The sequence below is a fragment of the Aquamicrobium ahrensii genome (assembly GCF_040545755.1).
Classification (GTDB): domain Bacteria; phylum Pseudomonadota; class Alphaproteobacteria; order Rhizobiales; family Rhizobiaceae; genus Mesorhizobium; species Mesorhizobium ahrensii.
This window is the reverse complement of the sequence record NZ_JBEPMN010000003.1, coordinates 335088-352250: the sequence shown is the minus strand read 5'-3', so window position 1 is coordinate 352250 and position 17163 is coordinate 335088. Positions and strand designations below refer to the sequence as shown.

The window sequence follows — 17163 nt, the reverse complement described above, 5'->3', positions numbered from 1 at the left end:
CGCGATGATGAAGGCCGTCTACAACTGGTTCGAAGCGAGGGTCGACCCTTTTCGGGAGCCTGCGAGGCTGAGGCCGCCGGCGACTGTCGGCGGCTTCCTCTGGCACTATGTGGGCCAGGCGAAGTTCGCCTTCTTCGCCATGATGCTCATCGGCGGCGTGGCGCCGCTTGTGGAAGCGGGCCTCTTCTACTTCGTCGGGCGGCTGGTCGATATACTCGATCAGCTTCCTGCGGAGCGAAGCTGGACGGCGTTGTGGGATGCGGCCGGCGGAGAACTGCTTTTCATGATCGCCGTGGTTCTGGTCGGCCGCACCATTGTGGTCAGTCTTTCCGCGCTGCTCGATGAGCAGACTATCACGCCGGGCTTTTACAATCTGGTGCGCTGGCAGGCGCACCGGCATGTCTCGCGCCAGTCCTATTCGTTCTTCCAGAACGACTTCGCTGGCCGCATCGCCACCAAGGTGTGGCAGGCGGGGCAGGCCACCGGCGATCTCATGGAGAGCTTCATCGAGGTCGTGTGGTTCATGGTCGTCTATACGATCACGACGCTGGCGCTGGTCGCCGGTCTCGACTGGCGGCTGGCTGCGCTGGTGGTGCTGTGGATCGTCGCCTTCGGCTGGCTGGCGCGCATCTATCTGCCGGAAATCCGCGTCCATGCGGAGGCGACGGCGGAGGCCGGCTCGATGATCAATGGCCGCATTGTCGATTCCTATTCCAATGTGCAGACGCTGAAGCTGTTCGCCGCGGATGGCGACGACCGCTATCTGCGCAGCGGTTTCGACATTTATCTTGGGGCGCTGCGGCCCTTCACGCGGCGGCTCACGGGCGTGCGCATGGCGCTGACGGCGCTGTCCGGCGTCATGATCACGCTGATCGCATGCTTTGCCGTCTATCTGTGGGTGGAGGGCGCCATCACCGTCGGCGCGGTCGCTTTCACCCTGTCGCTGGTGCTGCGCCTCAATATGCTGCTTGGCCGGCTGATGATGCAGCTCAACGGCATACTGCGGAATCTCGGCGTGCTGGAGAACTCCAAGGAACTGATCTCGCAACCTCTGGGGCTGGTCGATGCGCCTGATGCGCAGGAACTTGTCGTCACGGGCGGCGGGATCGAGGTGCGCGACCTCACCTTCCATTATGGCCAGAAGAAGGGCGTTCTGGACGGCATCGATCTGGTCGTGCGCCCCGGTGAGAAGATCGGGTTGATTGGTCCATCGGGCGCGGGCAAGACCACGCTCGTGAACCTCATCCTGCGCCTTTACGACACCGAGGGCGGGTCGATCCTCATCGACGGGCAGGACATACGCACCGTGACGCAAAACTCGCTGCGCGCCAATATTGGCGTCGTCAGCCAGGAGACGGCGCTGTTCCATCGTTCGCTGCGTGACAACATCAGGCTGGGCGCGCCTGATGCGACGGATCAGGAAGTGATCGCGGCGGCGAAGAAGGCGGAGGCGCATGAGTTCATCATGGCGTTGCGCGACAACCGCGGCCGCAAAGGCTATGACGCTTTTGTCGGTGAGCGCGGCGTCAAGCTCTCCGGCGGGCAGCGCCAGCGCGTGGCGATCTCGCGGGTCTTCCTCAAGGACGCGCCGATTCTCATCCTCGATGAGGCGACTTCAGCCCTCGATTCGGATGTGGAGGCGGCGATCCAGGAAAATCTCCACAGGCTGATGGAGAACAAGACGGTCATCGCCATCGCGCACCGGTTGTCCACCATCGCAGCGCTCGACCGTCTGGTCGTGCTCGATCATGGCCGCATCGTGGAGGAGGGCACGCACGATGAACTGGTGGCGCTGGACGGGCTCTATGCAAGGCTCTGGAAGCGGCAATCCGGCGGTTTCCTGTTCAATGAAGAAAGCCCTCTGGAAGAGACGCGCCCGGCCTGAAAGATGCGTGGAGGCTGCATCTGGCGCTTACGGCGGAAGAGCTAAAAGGCGGAAAAAACCGGCATTTTTCACTGACCGCGACAATCTGCCCATCTTCATGTTGCGGTCTGGACAAGTGATGGCTTCGCGCATAAACCGAAGTCAAAATGCCGGAGGAGTTCGCTAGCCTGTCGCCATGCGTAAAAGGCTGGTGTTTGAGCGGAAAAGGCTCGATCTTTCGGCGCGAATGAGGCGAAAGGATCAGTCACCCGTGAGCGAAACCGATATTGAAAATCCAGCCCGGCGAGATTTTCTGTACATCGCCACCGGCATGGCCGGCGTTGTTGGCGCGGGTGCTGTGGCCTGGCCGTTCATCGATCAGATGCGCCCCGATGCTTCTACCCGCGCGCTGTCGTCGGTCGAAGTTGACGTCGCGGCGCTGGAGCCGGGCATGTCGCTGACGGTCAAGTGGCGCGGCAAGCCTGTTTTCGTGCGCAACCGCACTCCTCAGGAAATCGAGGCGGCCCAGGCGGTCAAGCTCGACGAGCTGAAGGACCCGCTGGCCCGCAACGCCAACATCGCTTCCGACGCGCCTGCCTCCGACGTCGACCGTTCGGCTGGCGAGGGCAAGGAAAACTGGCTGGTCATGGTTGGCGTCTGCACCCATCTCGGCTGCATTCCGCTCGGCCAGCAGGGCGACTTCGGCGGCTGGTTCTGTCCGTGCCATGGTTCGCATTACGACACGGCCGGCCGCATCCGCAAAGGCCCGGCGCCCGAGAACATGACCGTGCCGGTCTTCGAGTTCATTTCCGACACCAAGATCCGCATCGGCTGAGGCAGGGGACAATTCGATGAGCGAGGGACACTCCACCTATACGCCGACGACCGGCCTTGGCCGCTGGTTCGACGCGCGCATGCCGCTGCCGCGGCTTGTCTATGACAGCTTCATTGCCTATCCGGTGCCGCGCAATCTGAACTACATGTGGACGTTCGGCGGCATCCTTTCGATCATGCTGGTCTTGCAGATCCTCACCGGTATCGTGCTGGCCATGCATTACGCCTCCGACACGGGCATCGCGTTTGCTTCCGTCGAGAAGATCATGCGTGACGTGAATTCAGGCTGGCTGCTGCGCTACATGCACGCCAACGGCGCGTCGTTCTTCTTCGTCGCCGTCTACCTGCATATCATGCGCGGGCTCTATTACGGTTCCTACAAGGCGCCGCGCGAGCTGCTGTGGATTCTCGGCTGCATCATCTACCTGCTGATGATGGCGACTGGCTTTATGGGCTACGTTCTGCCCTGGGGGCAGATGTCCTTCTGGGGCGCGACTGTCATCACCGGCTTCTTCACCGCCATCCCGCTGGTGGGCAACTGGGTTCAGGAACTGCTGCTGGGCGGCTTCGCCGTCGACAACCCGACGCTGAACCGCTTCTTCGCGCTGCACTATCTGCTGCCGTTCATGATCGCCGGCGTGGTCGTGCTGCACGTCTGGGCCCTGCACGTCACCGGCCAGAACAACCCGACCGGCATCGAGGTGAAGTCGAAGACCGACACGGTCGCCTTCACGCCCTATGCGACCATCAAGGACGCGCTGGGCATGATCGTGTTCCTGATGGTCTTCGCCTACTTCATCTTCTACATGCCGAACTATCTCGGCCACCCCGACAACTACATTCAGGCCGACCCGCTGAAGACGCCCGCCCACATCGTTCCGGAATGGTACTTCCTGCCGTTCTACGCGATCCTGCGCGCCATCACCTTCAACATCGGCCCGATCGACTCCAAGCTGGGCGGCGTCCTGGCCATGTTCGGCGCGATCGCGGTGCTGTTCGTGGTGCCGTGGCTCGACACGTCGAAGGTCCGTTCGGCGGTCTATCGCCCTTGGTACAGGCTGTTTTTCTGGATTTTCCTGATCGACTGCATCTTCCTTGGCTGGCTGGGATCGCGCCCGGCGGAGGGTTCCTATGTGATCATGGCGCAGATCGCGACGCTCTACTACTTCGCGTTCTTCATCGTGATCATGCCGGTGCTGGGCCTGATCGAGACACCGAGGCGTCTGCCGAACTCGATCACCGAGGCGGTTCTGGAAAAGAACAAGGCTGGTGGCGCAGTTCACCCTGAAGGCGCTGCCGCGTCTGCGGAAATCCGAGGCTGAGCGAAGAGTCTTTCGAGAGGAATTTGAGTATGAAGAAGATTCTCGCTTCTCTGGCGGCCATAGGCTTCGTGATGGCTGCAGGTGCAGCCATCGCCCAGGACGATGAGCACAACGCGGCTGAACCGACGCATTTCCCCATCCACAAGCCCAAGCAGGTGGAATGGAGCTTCGCCGGTCCGTTCGGCACCTACGACAAGGCGCAACTCCAGCGCGGCCTCAAGGTCTACAAGGAGGTGTGCGCGGCATGCCACTCCATGGATCTGGTGGCGTTCCGCACGCTTGAGGATCTCGGCTATTCGGAAGCGCAGGTGAAGGCCTTCGCCGCCGAGTACACCATTGAGGATGGCCCGAATGACGACGGCGACATGTTCGAGCGTCCGGGCCTGCCGTCCGACTACTTTACGCCGCCGTTCCCGAACCATCAGGCGGCTGCGGCGTCGAATGGCGGCGCGGCTCCCCCGGACTTCTCGCTGATCGCCAAGGCGCGTGGCGTCGAGCGCGGGTTCCCGACCTTCGTTTTCGACATCTTCACGCAGTATGCGGAGAACGGGCCGGACTACATCTATTCGCTGCTGACCGGCTATGAAGAAGAGCCGCCGGCCGGCATGGAGATCGCCGAGGGCACGCATTACAATCCCTATTTCATCGGCGGCAAGTCGCTGGCCATGGCCGCGCCGCTGTCCGACGATCAGGTGACCTATGACGATGGTGCGCCGCAGACCGTCGACCAGTATTCACGCGACGTGTCCGCCTTCCTGATGTGGGCCGCTGAGCCGCATCTTGAGGATCGCAAGAAGACCGGTTTCCGGGTCATGGTCTTCCTCGTCCTGTTCGCGGGTCTGATGTACGCCACCAAGCGCAGGGTGTGGGCCAGCGTCCCGCACTGATCTGCCGGTATCTGGTGCACCGAAAGGAAAAGGGCGCTTGATCGGCGCCCTTTTCTTTTGTGCCGCAAGACGCCAAACTAAAGCATGTCTGCCGAAAGTGGGGACCGGTTTCGGGCCGAAGGCATGGGTAAAAGCAAGAATCTGAAGCGAATGTAGCGAATCTGGAAGATCGCGAAACGCTGCAGCACGCAACTGGAAACCGCACATGACCGATTCCGCCGAAGACCGGCTCCTTTCCTCCATCCGCACCATTCCCGATTATCCGAAGCCCGGCGTCCAGTTTCGCGACATCACCACGCTTCTGGGGGACGCCAACGCCTTCGCCACGGCCGTAGAAGGACTGGCGCAGCCTTTCATCGGCACAGGCATCGACAAGATTGCCGGGATAGAGGCGCGCGGCTTCATCCTCGGTGGTGCGGTTGCGCACCGGCTTTGCGCAGGCTTCGTGCCGATCCGCAAGAGGGGTAAGCTGCCGCATGACATCGTCCGGGTGGCGTACAGTCTCGAATACGGGCTGGATGAGATGGAGATGCACCGCGATGGCGTCAAACCCGGCGAGAAGGTCATATTGATCGATGATCTTATCGCCACGGGCGGCACAGCCGAAGCGGCGGTAAAGCTGCTCGGTCAGATCGGCGCGGACATAGTGGCCGCCTGTTTCGTCATCGATCTGCCGGACCTTGGCGGTCGCCGCAAGCTGGAGGCGCTGGGGGTTCCTGTCCGCACGCTGATCGCGTTCGAAGGCGAGTAAATCTCCGAAGCATAAAAGCCGAGGTTTGCGGCCTGATGCGGACCCAGCGTCGACCCGATCCTTCCGGTTCCGGGACAGGCGTCCTCATGCCTGCTCTTCTGCGACCCTCACCAGCAAAGCGTTCTCGAACTCGAAGACCCTGACGCCCCCGTCGCTGAAAGCCTCGCCTTTCACATCGAGCAGTATCCAGCCCGGCCTCGAGGCGAGCGGGCGATGCCTGAGGTCGGTGCGGGCGAAGGTGATTGTCTTGCCGGCATAGACAGGCTTCAGCCATTTCAGGTTACGGAAGCCGGGGGAGGGCCCGAATTCAGGCGCGGGCCCATCACCCTTCCAGTTCATCACAGCGGTCTTCCGGTCAATCGCGTTGAAGCGCATCCACATGGACGCCGTATGCCAACCCGAGGCGCACAGCCCACCCAGCACGCTGTCGCGCGCAGCCTCTTCATCCATATGGAAGGGTTGCGGGTCGAATTTCGCCGCGAACGCCTTGATCTCTTCCGCCTGGAAGGTGTGGGCTCCGAGTGTCCGGCTGACGCCGATGTCGAAAAATTCATTCAGGTTCACTGAGCGGCCTCCCGACGCAGAAACATCCCGGTGTTCTGCAACTCGAAGACGCTTTCGCCGCGCTGGTTCATCATCTCCGTGCGTATGCTGACCAACCCGAGGTCCGGCCGGGAAGACGACAGCCGTTTGCTCAGTATCCTGGAGCGGGCGCTCAAGGTGTCGCCGGCCAGCACCGGTTTCTTCCATTTGACCTGATCGATGCCGGGCGAGCCCTGCGAGGTCGAGTCGAGCAGAAAGGCGTCGCACATCAGGCGCATGAAGATGCAGCATGTGTGCCAGCCGGACGCAGCGAGCCCACCCAGCACGCTCGCCTTGCCTGCGTCCTCGTCGAGATGCATGGGTTGGGGGTCGAATTCCAGGGCAAACTCGATGATCTCTGCGGCCGTCACCACCCTGGAGCCGAGGTCGAGCAAAGCGCCGACCTCGAAATCCTCATAGGCCCATTTCTTCGCAGTCATCCATGGAATCCAGTTCAATCTTGTACGATTATCATGGCCGCTGACGGGTAGTTTCGCAAGCAGGTTTGATGGAGGTTGTCAGAGCAGGCCATCTGGCGGGCGCCTCAGGTGAGAACAGCGCGCAAAGGGGGTGTCCGCCGTTGTTGAAACCCGTCTGTGGGTGCTTGCCGATATCAGATCGCCCGCCTCGGACTACGGGGCGACGTGCGCTTTTCCTCTATTCCTTGATATCGACGGAGGTCACATTGTGTTTGGTCGATCGGCTGACTAAAGAAGCTCAATAGCAGGTCTGCTGCTTCCAGCAAGGATCGATACAGCGATGTCAGTCTCGGTTGACAATGCGCCAGCCAATACGATGTGGCCGGCTCTCACTGCCCTCGTGGCCGGGGCGCTTGCAATGGCGATATCCCCGATTCTGGTGCGGCTTTCCGATGTCGGTCCTTTCGCAAGCGCTTTCTACCGTGTGTTCCTGGCGCTGCCGTTTCTGTTTGCCTGGATGCGGATCGAACAGCGGCGCAGTAAAGCGGTCGTATCGAAAAAGCGGTTTTCGCCGGCGGTGATCGCAACCGGTCTTGCGTTCGCGGGCGATCTGTTTTTCTGGCATCTTGCAATTCTCAACACCACTATCGCCAACTCCACTTTCTTCGCCACCACTGCACCGCTTTGGGTCGGCCTACTTGGTTGGATCATGCTTGGACGCCGTGTCACCCCCTCGTCCGCCGTGGGCCTTGTCTTCTGTCTTGCCGGCGGCGGCGCGTTGATTTGGCGATCTTTCGAATTGTCGCCCGATCATCTGCTCGGTGATTTCTACGGGGCGCTCACCGGCCTGTTCTTCGGCATCTATTTCCTTACGGTGGAGCGGGCGCGGGAAACCGAGGGGGCGGCGTGGATCACCTTCCATATGACCGTCATCACGTCGGTCCTGCTTGCCATGGCGGCGGCGGGAGCCTGGATATTCTATGGCCAGCAGATGTTTCCGTCGAGCGCCACCGGCTGGCTGATACTGGTCTGTCTGGCTGCGATCAGCCATGTCGGAGGCCAGGGTCTGCTTTCCTATGCCCTGGGAACGCTGCCTTCGATGTTCTCGTCACTGGTGATCTTCATGGAAGCGCTGGTGGCGTCTGCGCTCGCGTGGCTCGTGCTTGGAGAAGCCATCACGCCACTTCAGGGGCTCGGCGGCCTCGCCATCCTGTTCGGCATCTGGCTGGCAAGGCCGCAGGCGCGTGCCCGCCGGAGCGGATAGGCAAAGTAAGCGGCTGAACCCGGCCGGGTCAGGTGTTGAACCTGAACAGCACCACGTCGCCGTCCTGAACCACATATTCCTTGCCCTCGTCGCGGGCCTTGCCGGCTTCCTTGGCCGGCACTTCGCCACCGAGCGTCACGAAGTCGTCATAGGCGATAGTCTGAGCCCGGATGAAACCGCGCTCGAAATCGGTGTGGATGACTCCGGCCGCCTGTGGGGCCTTGGTGCCGCGCTCGATGGTCCAGGCACGCGTTTCCTTCGGACCGGCGGTGAAATAGGTGATGAGGTGCAAAAGTTCGTAGCCGGCCCGGATCAGGCGGTCGAGGCCCGGTTCCTCCAACCCCATGGATGACAGGAACTCCTGCGCCTCCTCATCGGGCAACTGCGCCACTTCGGCCTCGATAGCTGCGGAAATGATGACCACGCGGGCGCCCTGCGCCTCGGCCATCTTCTCCACGGCCCTGGTGTGTTCGTTGCCGCCGGCCGCGTCGCTTTCGGCGACATTGCAGACATAGAGCACCGGATGCGAGGTCAGAAGGTTGAGGCCCCTGAGAATGCGCAAATCCTCGGCCGCGATGCCGTCAAGCAACACGCGGGTGGGTTTTCCGCCCTGCAACAGTTCCAGCGCCTTCTCCATCATCGGCAGGAGGGTGATGGACTCCTTGTCCTTGCCGGTGGCGCGCTTGCGGGTCTGCACGATGCGTCGTTCGAGGCTCTCCAGATCGGCGAGCATCAGTTCGGTCTCGACCGTTTCGGCGTCGGCCACCGGGTCGATGCGGCCCTCGACGTGGGTGATGTCGTCGTCCTCGAAGCAGCGCAGCACATGCACGATGGCGTCGACCTCGCGGATATTGGCGAGGAACTGGTTGCCGAGGCCTTCGCCCTTGGACGCGCCGCGCACCAGGCCGGCGATATCGACGAAAGAGATGCGGGTCGGAATGATTTCCCTGGATCCTGCCGCCGCCGCAATCTTCTTCAGGCGTGCGTCAGGAACCGCGACCTCGCCGGTGTTGGGCTCGATCGTGCAGAAAGGATAGTTGGCGGCCTGCGCGGCGGCCGTTCTGGTCAGCGCGTTGAAGAGCGTTGACTTGCCGACATTGGGCAGGCCGACGATGCCGCATTTGAAACCCATGATTTCCTGATCCTGTCCTGCTAGGGGAGTATTCCCGGCTATGGTCGATGCGGCGGCCGGTCGTCAAGGCCGTACGGGTTATTCCTTGCCCAGCAACTTCTTGAGCATGGCGGCCATCGGCCCATCTTCCGGAATCTTGATGTTTGGCGCTTGGGTGCGCGCCTGCGTGATATGGCTCTGGGCCTTGGGCGTCGTTTTCTTCGGGGGAGGCGTATCTTCCTCGCCGGCCGGCTGCAGCCTGTCGCGCAGCGTCAGCGTCACCCGGTTCATGAACGAATTATCGTCGCCCCTGGCGATCAGGCCGGCATTGCTCCCGATCGCGTCGATCAGCACGTCCAGCCATTCACGGTCGCTTTTGGAGAAATCTCCAAGCACATGGCCGTGCACCATCTCCCTGACGCCGGGATGGCCGACGCCGATGCGCACGCGGCGGTAGTCCTTGCCAATATGCTGGTCGAGAGAGCGGATGCCATTGTGGCCGCCGGCCCCGCCACCCTTCTTCACGCGCACCTTGCCGGGTTCGAGGTCGATCTCGTCGTAGAAAACGGTGACCGCGGATGGATCCAGCTTGTAGAAGCGGAGCGCTTCGCCGACGGACTGGCCGGAGAGGTTCATGAAGGTCTGGGGTTTGACCAGAAGGACCTTCTCGCCTTCGAGCCGGCCTTCAGCGATCTCGGCCTGGAACTTGCGCGCCCAGGGCGAAAAGGAATGGCGGCGGGCAATCGCGTCCGCCGCCATGAAGCCGACATTGTGCCGGTTGTTCGCATATTTCGCGCCCGGATTGCCGAGGCCCACAAAGAGCAGCATCGTCAGCCTCCGGGCGTTGAGAATTATTTCTCTTCGCCGTCCGCAGCCTCTTCGCCATCGGCCTCGGACTTGGCGGCGGCGGAGCCGGCGACGGTCGCCACGGTGAAGTCGCGATCGGCGATGACTGGCGTGATGCCTTCCGGCACGGCGATCTTGGAGATGTGGATCACATCGCCAATCTCGACGCCTTCCAGATCGACGACGATGGAGTCCGGAATCTTGTCGGCCGGGCAGAGGAATTCGACCTCGTGACGCACGACGTTCAGAACGCCGCCGCGCTTGAGACCCGGAGATTTCTCTTCGTTGATGAACTGCACGGGAATGTTGACGTTGACTTCCGTCTTGGCGCTGACACGCAGGAAGTCGACATGCAGCGGGAAATCGCGGATCGGATCGAGCTGGTAGTCCTTCGGCAGAACGCGAATCTTCTTGCCATCGACGTCAATCGTCGCAACGGTGGTCCTGAAGCCGCCGCCATGGATCTTGTAGAAGATGTCCTTGTACGACACGGCGATGGCCAGGGGAGGCTGCTTGTCGCCATAGACGACTGCGGGAATCTTGCCTTCGCGGCGAATGGCACGGGCGGACCCCTTACCGACCCTGTCGCGCGCTTCGGCCTTGAGCTCGTAGCTGGTGCTCATGGCATTTCCTTTCATAGTGTGCGGAGCGTCTGCGGCGAAAATATTCCGGGCGCAAACGTGGAAGACGCCTGTCCCGAAACACGACCCTCCTGCATGGCAGGGGATAGTGTTACGGGAAGGCGGGCTTCGACCGCGTTGCCTCCAAGGGTGTCTACGCGGCTGGCGGCTCTATAGCGGAAGGGACTTTTACGCGCAAGACCACGGGCGAAAACGCCGCGGTCTTGCGCGTCGATTTCAAGCCTGAATTGCCCGGGCCTGCTTCATGTTGGGCAGAAACACGGTGAGAAGCCCGAGCAGCGGCAGGAAGGAGCAGGCGCGGTACACATATTCGATACCCCTGGCGTCCGCGACCACACCCAGAATCGCCGCCGCGATGCCGCCCATGCCGAAGGCGAAGCCGAAGAAGATGCCGGCGATCATACCGACCCGTCCGGGCACAAGCTCCTGCGCGAATACGACGATGTTGGAGAAGGCGGACGACATGATCAGGCCAATCACGATCGTGAGCACGATCGTCCATTCGTAATTCGCGTAGGGCAACGCCAGCGTGAAGGGGATGGCGCCGACGATAGAGAACCATATCATCGCCTTCTGGCCGAAACGGTCGCCGAAGGGGCCGCCGAGCAGGATGCCGAGTGCGCAGGCGCCGAGGAAGGCGAACAGCAGGATTTGCGACATCTGCACGGATACGCCGAATTTCTCGATGACGTAGAAGGTGTAATAGCTGGAAATGCCGGCCATGTAGGCGTTTTTCGACAGCACCAGAATGGTCAGGACGACAAGCGCCCAGATAACCCGCTTGCGCGGCAGCTTCAGAATGGCTGCGGCCGAATTCGTCCCTGTCGCGATCCTTGCCTGCAACCGCTTGTACCAGTTGCCGACCTGGTAGAGGACGACGATGCCGAGCAGCGAACCGGCCGCAAACCAGGCAACGCTCGTCTGGCCATACGGGACCACGATGAAAGCCGCCAGAAGCGGTCCTATCGCCTGACCGGCGTTGCCGCCGACCTGAAACAGCGATTGCGCCATTCCATGACGCCCGCCCGAGGCGAGACGGGCGATGCGCGAGGATTCCGGGTGGAATATCGAGGAGCCGATGCCGATCAGCGAAGCCCCGATGAGCAGCACCCAGTAGTGGCCCGCATAGGCGACGACAAGCAGGCCGATCAGCGAGGCGGTCATGCCCATCGGCAGCGAAAATGGCATTGGCTTCCTGTCGGTGATCATGCCGACCACAGGTTGCAACAGCGAAGCCGTGAGCTGGAAGGTGAAGGTCAGCAGTCCGATCTGCCAGAAGTCGAGGCCGTAATTGTCTTTCAGCAGCGGATAGATCGCCGAAAGCAGCGACTGCATGATGTCGTTGATGCCATGGCAAAGGCTTACGGCCAGGATCACGGTGAAAGCCGTGCTGGTCGCGGGGACGCTCTGGGCGGGCATGGCGGTGTCGGTCACTTCAGGCTCCCTGAAATCGGGAATATATAGGATCAAGCTGGGCTTATAGTCCGGTTGCAAAGCGTTTTCTTTCGTGGTTTGGTCCATCACTTTCGCAAGTGGGCCAATTCCAATGGCAAGCAGATACATGGTTTCGGCTGATCAGGGCGCCGATCTCTTTGAGATGCACTCTCGCCGGCTGAAATGGCTGGAGCAGGCGAGCGATCAGATCCTCGCCTTGCCGTGCGACTATCCTGACGGCTACCGGGTGCCCGATCATGAACACAGCCGGGCCCAGTTGCTGCACGCCATTCACGGCGTCGTGCTGATCAAGACCCGCTTCGGGCGATGGATCGTGCCGCCCGACCATGCCATGTGGATACCGGCCGGCATTGTTCACTCGGTCGAGATGCTGGGCGACGTCAGCATGCGTTCGGTCTATGTGGTTCCGGAGGCGATTGAGGGATTGCCAGCCCGCTTGCGCGTTGTCGCAGTCAGCGATCTCATGCGCAGCCTGATCGTTGAAGCGGTGAAACTGCCTGTCAAGGCAGAGCCATCGGAACGTGCGTTATTGGTCCTGAACCTTATCCTTCACGAAATTCCACGCCTGCCGGAGCGTCCGCTCGGGCTGCCGTTTCCCTCCGATGCGCGCATTGCGTCGCTGTGCCGACGATTTCTCGCCGAACCTTCACCGCATACGACGATTGACGACTGGGCGGCGTGGCTGGGCATGAGCAGGCGCTCGTTCACGCGCACCTTCCATCGCGAGATGGGTCTTTCGCTTTCGACATGGCGCCAGCAGGCATTGCTGTTTGCGGCGCTGCCGAGGCTGGCCGATGGCGAGCCGGTCACCAGCGTCGCCCTCGATCTCGGCTATGACAGCGTGCCGGCCTTCACCACCATGTTCAGGCGCATGCTGGGGGCGTCGCCGCGCAGCTATCTGCGTCGGTCGGGCGAAGCCGACAGGTCACTGCTCCGTGGCCGGCCGGAAGAGGGTGAACCGGCTATCCCTTCTTGAAACGAATGCGGTTGTTGAAGGGGCCGGCGGTCTCGAACTCCAGCCGCGTCTCTTCGTCTCCCGACCGGGTTCGATGCAGCGATGTTCGCGGCTCCGGCGCTACGACAGCCCGCTTTTCCACGTTCTGTCGAAGGTTAGTTCGCAGTGTCGCGGTTATGAGGTGAGCGGATCATGCGCCGCAACGTGTCGTCATGGCGAAGGAAATGATGCTGCAAAGCCGCCAGGGCGTGGCCGATCACCAGCAGACCCGCCCCATAAGCCAGCACGGCATGGATGCGCGACCAGAACGCTTCCGCCGCATCCGACGCCGCCAGCGGCAAATTTGGCACGACGACCAGATTGAAGACATAGCTGGGTATCGCCAGCGGAGAGGCCGACACCACGGCCCAGCCCGCCAGCGGAATCAGGACAGTCAGCACGAGCAACAGCCGATGGACAGCCGAGGCCGCCAGTCTTTCCAGTCGTCGTGTTCGTGGAAGCGGGGACGGCCTGATGCTGACGATCCACCAGAAGAGCCTGAGCAGCGCAAGCATCAGGATGAGGAAACCAAGCGACTTATGCCATTGGTAGAGCTGGAATTGCAGCGCGGGGTCACGGGCGGCGGCCTGAGTCAGGAAGCCCAGCGGCAACTGGCAGGCGAAAAGCAGTGCGATCAGCCAATGCAGAATCCGCGCCGTCAGTCCGTAGCCATCATGCGTGTTGCGCCACATGGATATTCCCCAGCGCCGCGGGCGCTTCAGCTCAATTGCCTGTAGGCGCGCACAGCGATCTCATGAAGCCGCTCGCGGGGCAGGTCGCCAACCAGCGCGCAGCCCACCGTCTCCTCCGTCCAGGCAAAGGACTCCAGGGCTCCGGTGGCGACGTGGCGCAGGGAGGTTTCCCTGCCGTTCTGCATCGGCACGATATAGAGCGTGACGCGCCGGCCGCCGTCGTCCTCATACATGAATTGCGCGGCAGCGCCCCCACTGGCCGGCAGCAGTCGTCCGCCTACCAGCGACAGACCGTCAGCGCGCAGGTTCGGAATGACGAGCGGGCGGTCGAGCCGTTTCGACAGCCATGTGGCCAAATGGGCTTCCTGGTCGCCGCGGACCTCCACCGGGTGGAGGACCTCGCGCGTATAGAGGCTGTGCGCGGCAAAGGCCTCGTTCACCAGCGAACTGCTGGCGAGCGGGCCTTGCGTCACGTCGCGCAGGAACCATCCCGCCATGACGCCCGCCGTCGCAAGGAGGATCGCGGCGGCGGCCATGCGCCAGCGACCGTAGGTCTGCCGTTTCATCCTTTGCGCGATGTGATGCGCGGAAAGCCGGGGCGGCGGCGTTTCGCGCCCGATATGGCTATAGAGTTCGTGCAGCGTATCACTTTGCCTTTTCCAATAGCCGACGTCATCGGCAAGGACCGGGTTGGCGACCAGATGGCGTTCAACTTCGGCGCGGCGGCCTGCGTCCAGAAGTCCGTCGGCATAGGCATGAAGGTCGCTGTCGGTGATCGGGCTGTTGTCGCCGGTCATTTCAATGTCCTCAATTTCGGCCCGCCTTCCTCCGTAAGGCTTCGTAGCGCCGTGCGCGCCCTTCCCAGCCGGGACATCAGCGTTCCGACCGGTATTTTCAGAATTGCCGCCGCTTCGGTATAGCTGAAGCCTTCGAGGGCGACTAAAAGCAGCGCCTCGCGCTGCTCGACCGGCAGTTGCTGCATTGCCCGCGCCGTTTCGGCCAGGGCCAGCCGACCGGGCGAGGAGCTTGGCGCTTGCGGCTCCACCATAAGGTCACCGATCGGCAGGCTTTGAGGGATACGACGCCTGTGCCGCAAATCGTTACGGTGAATGTTCAACAGGATGCGGAACAGCCATGCCCGGAGCGGCCCGGTCGGCCGCCACAGACTGCTTTTGCGGATCGCCCGCTCAAGGCAATCCTGAACCAGGTCGTCGGCCAGATCGGCATCGTGGGTAAGGGCGCGTGCGTAGCGCCGCAGCGCCGGCACGCAGTCTTCGACCTGATCCAGGAATTGCGACATGCGTCCTAGTCTTTCACCACATGCCAGACGCCGCCGACGCCGTCTCCCGTCACATCGCCCGGCGCCTTGTCCGCCTGCCACAGATAGAGCGGTTTGCCATTATGCGCCCATTGCCTGGAACCGTCCTTGCGGGTCACCAGCGTGAAGGGCGCTTCGGCGGTGGCGGAGGCCCCGGCCATCAGGGGCGGCCATTTCACGGCGCAGTCATCGTAGCAGTTCGAGGTGTTTTCCGCATCCTTGTCGAAGGTGTAGAGCGTCATGCCTTTGCCATCGGTCAGGACCTCGCCCTTGCTGGTTTCCATGGTCTTGATCGCGCCATCGGCATAGTCCTCGGCCTGGGCGGCGAGTGGAAGACCGAGTGCGATAGTTGCGATGACGAGAAGTTTTGAAGTTGCCGACATGGTGCTTTCCTCCTGATTGTCTGCTCGCGAAGATGCCGCCCGCATGAAGATCAACACTGGCTGGAAGGCTTTAATCCCGACGCGGCCGGATATTTTCCGCAATCACCTGCGTCCTTCGACGGTCATGTCGAATTTCACGACATTAGAATAGATGGGCGTTCCGACGTCCATGCCATAAGGAGAACGCAACACCTCGCCGGTGACGTGGAAGGAGACGCCGCGCCCCTGCTGACGCAGCAGCGCCACGTTGAAGTTTTCCCGACGAGTTACGCCTCTGGCCGAAAGCATGCCTTCGACCACGGCGCTGCGCGGCCCGGTCTGTGTGACCCTGATCGACCTGAAGGTGATGGCCGGGTGATTGTCCACGTCGAATACGGCCGACGAGCGCAGGAAGCTGGTGATGCGGGGCTGACCGGCCTGCACGCTGGCGGGGCGCAGGGTGAAAGACACCGCCGAGCGGGAGACGCGCGCGGCGTCGATGATGAAAGTGCCAGAGAATTGCCGGAACTGGCCTTCTATGCCGCCGCCGCCGATCTGGCCGACGCTGAAGACGATGCGCGACGAGGGGGCTATCGCATAGCGGCCGCCCGCACTGGACAGGCTTTCGCCAAACGAAGGTGAAGAGACCAGCGCCAGGACGCTCGCCAGCAGTATGGTCCGGACCATGATGACCTCCCGGTGCCGAAGCTCTGTTGGCGACAACACCGGTGGCGGGGTTTTAATCCGGGGATTCTGGCGGAAACGTCAGGGCATTTCCACTTTTCGCGAATTGCGAAGGCATGCCCTGGCTGGAATCGCTTTAGTCGAACAGGCTGGAAACCGACTGCTCGGAGGCAGTGCGCGAAATCGCTTCGCCGAGGAGATCGGCAATGGTGATGGTGCGGATGTTATGGGCGTCGAGCGCGGTCTGCGTCGGCTGGATGGAATCGGTGATCACCAGTTCCTGCAACTGCGAGCCGGCGATGCGCGCCGCCGCGGCGCCTGAAAGCACGCCATGAGTGATGTAGGCGGTGACACTGGTGGCGCCCTTTTCCAGCAGGGCGTCGGCGGCGTTGCAAAGCGTGCCACCGGAATCGACGATGTCGTCGATCAGCAGGCAATCCTTGCCGCGCACGTCGCCGATGACGTTCATGACTTCCGATTCGCCGGGACGCTCGCGGCGCTTGTCGACGATGGCGAGCTGGGCGTCGAGGCGCTTGGCGAGCGCGCGAGCGCGGACCACGCCGCCGGTGTCGGGTGACACAACCATGACGTTGTTGAGCTGCTTGTACTTGGCCTTCACGTCACGCGCCATCACCGGGACCGAAAACAGGTTATCGGTCGGGATGTCGAAAAAGCCCTGGATCTGGCCGGCATGGAGATCGAGCGTCAGCACCCGGGACGCGCCGGCGCGGGTGATCATGTTGGCCACCAGCTTGGCCGAGATCGGCGTGCGGCCAGAGGCCCGCCGATCCTGCCGCGCATAACCGAAATAGGGGATGACCGCCGTGATGCGGCGCGCCGAGGAGCGCATGAAGGCGTCGATCATGATGAGCAGTTCCATCAGGTGATCGTTTGTCGGATAGGAGGTGGACTGGAGAATGAACACATCCTCCCCGCGCACGTTTTCCTGAATTTCGACGAAAATTTCCTCATCGGCAAAACGGCGCACGCTGGCCTTGCCGAGGGGGATGTTCAGATAGCGGGCGACCGCTTCGGCCAGCACCCTATTGGAATTGCCCGCGAAAAGTTTCATGTCTTGTCCCCGGAGAGAAATCTAGGGGGTTTTTAGCCGCCTTGGTCGGTATTGCAAGCGCCGGC

19 protein-coding genes are annotated in these 17163 nt (G+C 62.1%); 7 read left to right on the top strand and 12 right to left on the bottom strand.

Annotated features, from left to right (window positions below; genetic code table 11):
• The first annotated feature begins 4 nt into the window (after positions 1-4).
• The 5 genes from ABID44_RS06700 to ABID44_RS06680 all read left to right on the top strand — a co-directional run bounded on the left by ABID44_RS06700 (position 5) and on the right by ABID44_RS06680 (position 5658).
• On the top strand, positions 5-1885 hold the full coding sequence (locus ABID44_RS06700) for an ABC transporter ATP-binding protein (RefSeq protein WP_354150915.1): 1881 nt from the start codon (positions 5-7) through the stop codon (positions 1883-1885).
• Between the two features lie 226 nt (positions 1886-2111).
• Positions 2112-2699, top strand: a complete 588-nt coding sequence (petA, locus tag ABID44_RS06695; protein WP_378226868.1) for a ubiquinol-cytochrome c reductase iron-sulfur subunit — start codon at positions 2112-2114, stop codon at positions 2697-2699.
• Between the two features lie 16 nt (positions 2700-2715).
• Positions 2716-4020 carry a cytochrome b gene (locus tag ABID44_RS06690; RefSeq protein WP_354150913.1) on the top strand — a complete coding sequence of 435 codons (1305 nt, stop codon included), beginning with the start codon at positions 2716-2718 and terminating at the stop codon, positions 4018-4020.
• A 29-nt stretch (positions 4021-4049) separates the two neighbouring features.
• Entirely contained in the window at positions 4050-4907 is an 858-nt protein-coding gene (locus ABID44_RS06685; RefSeq protein WP_354150912.1) for a cytochrome c1, read from the top strand.
• A gap of 205 nt (positions 4908-5112) precedes the next feature.
• Positions 5113-5658 (top strand): adenine phosphoribosyltransferase, encoded by a 546-nt coding sequence (locus ABID44_RS06680; protein WP_354150911.1) that lies wholly within the window; start codon positions 5113-5115, stop codon positions 5656-5658.
• A gap of 84 nt (positions 5659-5742) precedes the next feature.
• Here the strand turns inward: ABID44_RS06680 and ABID44_RS06675 are convergent, their stop codons facing one another.
• Positions 5743-6222 (bottom strand): MaoC family dehydratase, encoded by a 480-nt coding sequence (locus ABID44_RS06675; protein ID WP_354150910.1) that lies wholly within the window; start codon positions 6220-6222, stop codon positions 5743-5745.
• A complete protein-coding gene (locus tag ABID44_RS06670; protein ID WP_354150909.1) occupies positions 6219-6680 on the bottom strand; it encodes a MaoC family dehydratase in 462 nt (153 codons plus the stop codon). Before ABID44_RS06670 ends, ABID44_RS06675 begins: the two co-directional genes overlap by 4 nt.
• 319 nt (positions 6681-6999) lie before the next feature.
• On the opposite strand from ABID44_RS06670, the gene ABID44_RS06665 reads away from it, so the two are divergent.
• Complete coding sequence (locus ABID44_RS06665; RefSeq protein ID WP_354150908.1) at positions 7000-7923, top strand: DMT family transporter; 924 nt, start codon at positions 7000-7002, stop codon at positions 7921-7923.
• A 28-nt stretch (positions 7924-7951) separates the two neighbouring features.
• Here ABID44_RS06665 and ychF read toward each other — a convergent pair whose 3' ends face one another.
• The 4 genes from ychF to ABID44_RS06645 form a co-directional block, all read right to left on the bottom strand.
• A complete protein-coding gene (gene ychF, locus ABID44_RS06660; RefSeq protein ID WP_354150907.1) occupies positions 7952-9055 on the bottom strand; it encodes a redox-regulated ATPase YchF in 1104 nt (367 codons plus the stop codon).
• A 78-nt stretch (positions 9056-9133) separates the two neighbouring features.
• On the bottom strand, positions 9134-9862 hold the full coding sequence (pth, locus tag ABID44_RS06655; protein WP_354150906.1) for an aminoacyl-tRNA hydrolase: 729 nt from the start codon (positions 9860-9862) through the stop codon (positions 9134-9136).
• A gap of 23 nt (positions 9863-9885) precedes the next feature.
• Entirely contained in the window at positions 9886-10503 is a 618-nt protein-coding gene (locus ABID44_RS06650; RefSeq protein ID WP_354150905.1) for a 50S ribosomal protein L25/general stress protein Ctc, read from the bottom strand.
• 234 nt (positions 10504-10737) lie between these two features.
• Entirely contained in the window at positions 10738-11940 is a 1203-nt protein-coding gene (locus ABID44_RS06645; protein ID WP_354150990.1) for an MFS transporter, read from the bottom strand.
• Between the two features lie 127 nt (positions 11941-12067).
• On the opposite strand from ABID44_RS06645, the gene ABID44_RS06640 reads away from it, so the two are divergent.
• Positions 12068-12952 (top strand): AraC family transcriptional regulator, encoded by an 885-nt coding sequence (locus ABID44_RS06640; RefSeq protein ID WP_354150904.1) that lies wholly within the window; start codon positions 12068-12070, stop codon positions 12950-12952.
• A 134-nt stretch (positions 12953-13086) separates the two neighbouring features.
• On the opposite strand, the gene ABID44_RS06635 is transcribed toward ABID44_RS06640, so the two are convergent.
• The 6 genes from ABID44_RS06635 to ABID44_RS06610 all read right to left on the bottom strand — a co-directional run bounded on the left by ABID44_RS06635 (position 13087) and on the right by ABID44_RS06610 (position 17098).
• Positions 13087-13662 carry a cytochrome b gene (locus tag ABID44_RS06635; protein ID WP_354150903.1) on the bottom strand — a complete coding sequence of 192 codons (576 nt, stop codon included), beginning with the start codon at positions 13660-13662 and terminating at the stop codon, positions 13087-13089.
• 26 nt (positions 13663-13688) lie between these two features.
• Positions 13689-14459 carry an anti-sigma factor family protein gene (locus ABID44_RS06630; protein WP_354150902.1) on the bottom strand — a complete coding sequence of 257 codons (771 nt, stop codon included), beginning with the start codon at positions 14457-14459 and terminating at the stop codon, positions 13689-13691.
• Positions 14456-14962: a sigma-70 family RNA polymerase sigma factor gene (locus ABID44_RS06625; RefSeq protein WP_354150901.1), complete on the bottom strand. Its 507-nt coding sequence runs from the start codon at positions 14960-14962 to the stop codon at positions 14456-14458. Before ABID44_RS06625 ends, ABID44_RS06630 begins: the two co-directional genes overlap by 4 nt.
• Positions 14963-14967: 5 nt before the next feature.
• On the bottom strand, positions 14968-15363 hold the full coding sequence (locus tag ABID44_RS06620) for a COG4315 family predicted lipoprotein (RefSeq protein ID WP_354150900.1): 396 nt from the start codon (positions 15361-15363) through the stop codon (positions 14968-14970).
• Between the two features lie 102 nt (positions 15364-15465).
• Positions 15466-16029, bottom strand: coding sequence for a YceI family protein (locus ABID44_RS06615; protein WP_354150899.1), 564 nt, complete (start codon positions 16027-16029; stop codon positions 15466-15468).
• A 133-nt stretch (positions 16030-16162) separates the two neighbouring features.
• Positions 16163-17098, bottom strand: coding sequence for a ribose-phosphate pyrophosphokinase (locus ABID44_RS06610; protein WP_354150898.1), 936 nt, complete (start codon positions 17096-17098; stop codon positions 16163-16165).
• Between the last annotated feature and the right edge of the window lie 65 nt (positions 17099-17163).

What these genes read in the sequence shown, in the direction of transcription:
- ABID44_RS06665 (WP_354150908.1), top strand. Translation starts at nt 7,000, where the DNA reads ATGTCAGTCTCGGTTGACAATGCGCCAGCCAATACGATGTGGCCGGCT.
- ABID44_RS06610 (WP_354150898.1), bottom strand. Translation starts at nt 17,098, where the DNA reads ATGAAACTTTTCGCGGGCAATTCCAATAGGGTGCTGGCCGAAGCGGTC.
- ABID44_RS06615 (WP_354150899.1), bottom strand. Translation starts at nt 16,029, where the DNA reads ATGGTCCGGACCATACTGCTGGCGAGCGTCCTGGCGCTGGTCTCTTCA.
- ABID44_RS06650 (WP_354150905.1), bottom strand. Translation starts at nt 10,503, where the DNA reads ATGAGCACCAGCTACGAGCTCAAGGCCGAAGCGCGCGACAGGGTCGGT.
- ABID44_RS06635 (WP_354150903.1), bottom strand. Translation starts at nt 13,662, where the DNA reads ATGTGGCGCAACACGCATGATGGCTACGGACTGACGGCGCGGATTCTG.
- ABID44_RS06685 (WP_354150912.1), top strand. Translation starts at nt 4,050, where the DNA reads ATGAAGAAGATTCTCGCTTCTCTGGCGGCCATAGGCTTCGTGATGGCT.
- ABID44_RS06680 (WP_354150911.1), top strand. Translation starts at nt 5,113, where the DNA reads ATGACCGATTCCGCCGAAGACCGGCTCCTTTCCTCCATCCGCACCATT.
- ABID44_RS06700 (WP_354150915.1), top strand. Translation starts at nt 5, where the DNA reads ATGATGAAGGCCGTCTACAACTGGTTCGAAGCGAGGGTCGACCCTTTT.
- ABID44_RS06670 (WP_354150909.1), bottom strand. Translation starts at nt 6,680, where the DNA reads ATGACTGCGAAGAAATGGGCCTATGAGGATTTCGAGGTCGGCGCTTTG.
- ABID44_RS06630 (WP_354150902.1), bottom strand. Translation starts at nt 14,459, where the DNA reads ATGACCGGCGACAACAGCCCGATCACCGACAGCGACCTTCATGCCTAT.
- ABID44_RS06690 (WP_354150913.1), top strand. Translation starts at nt 2,716, where the DNA reads ATGAGCGAGGGACACTCCACCTATACGCCGACGACCGGCCTTGGCCGC.
- pth (WP_354150906.1), bottom strand. Translation starts at nt 9,862, where the DNA reads ATGCTGCTCTTTGTGGGCCTCGGCAATCCGGGCGCGAAATATGCGAAC.
- ABID44_RS06640 (WP_354150904.1), top strand. Translation starts at nt 12,068, where the DNA reads ATGGCAAGCAGATACATGGTTTCGGCTGATCAGGGCGCCGATCTCTTT.
- ychF (WP_354150907.1), bottom strand. Translation starts at nt 9,055, where the DNA reads ATGGGTTTCAAATGCGGCATCGTCGGCCTGCCCAATGTCGGCAAGTCA.
- ABID44_RS06645 (WP_354150990.1), bottom strand. Translation starts at nt 11,940, where the DNA reads ATGCCCGCCCAGAGCGTCCCCGCGACCAGCACGGCTTTCACCGTGATC.
- ABID44_RS06625 (WP_354150901.1), bottom strand. Translation starts at nt 14,962, where the DNA reads ATGTCGCAATTCCTGGATCAGGTCGAAGACTGCGTGCCGGCGCTGCGG.
- ABID44_RS06620 (WP_354150900.1), bottom strand. Translation starts at nt 15,363, where the DNA reads ATGTCGGCAACTTCAAAACTTCTCGTCATCGCAACTATCGCACTCGGT.
- petA (WP_378226868.1), top strand. Translation starts at nt 2,112, where the DNA reads ATGAGGCGAAAGGATCAGTCACCCGTGAGCGAAACCGATATTGAAAAT.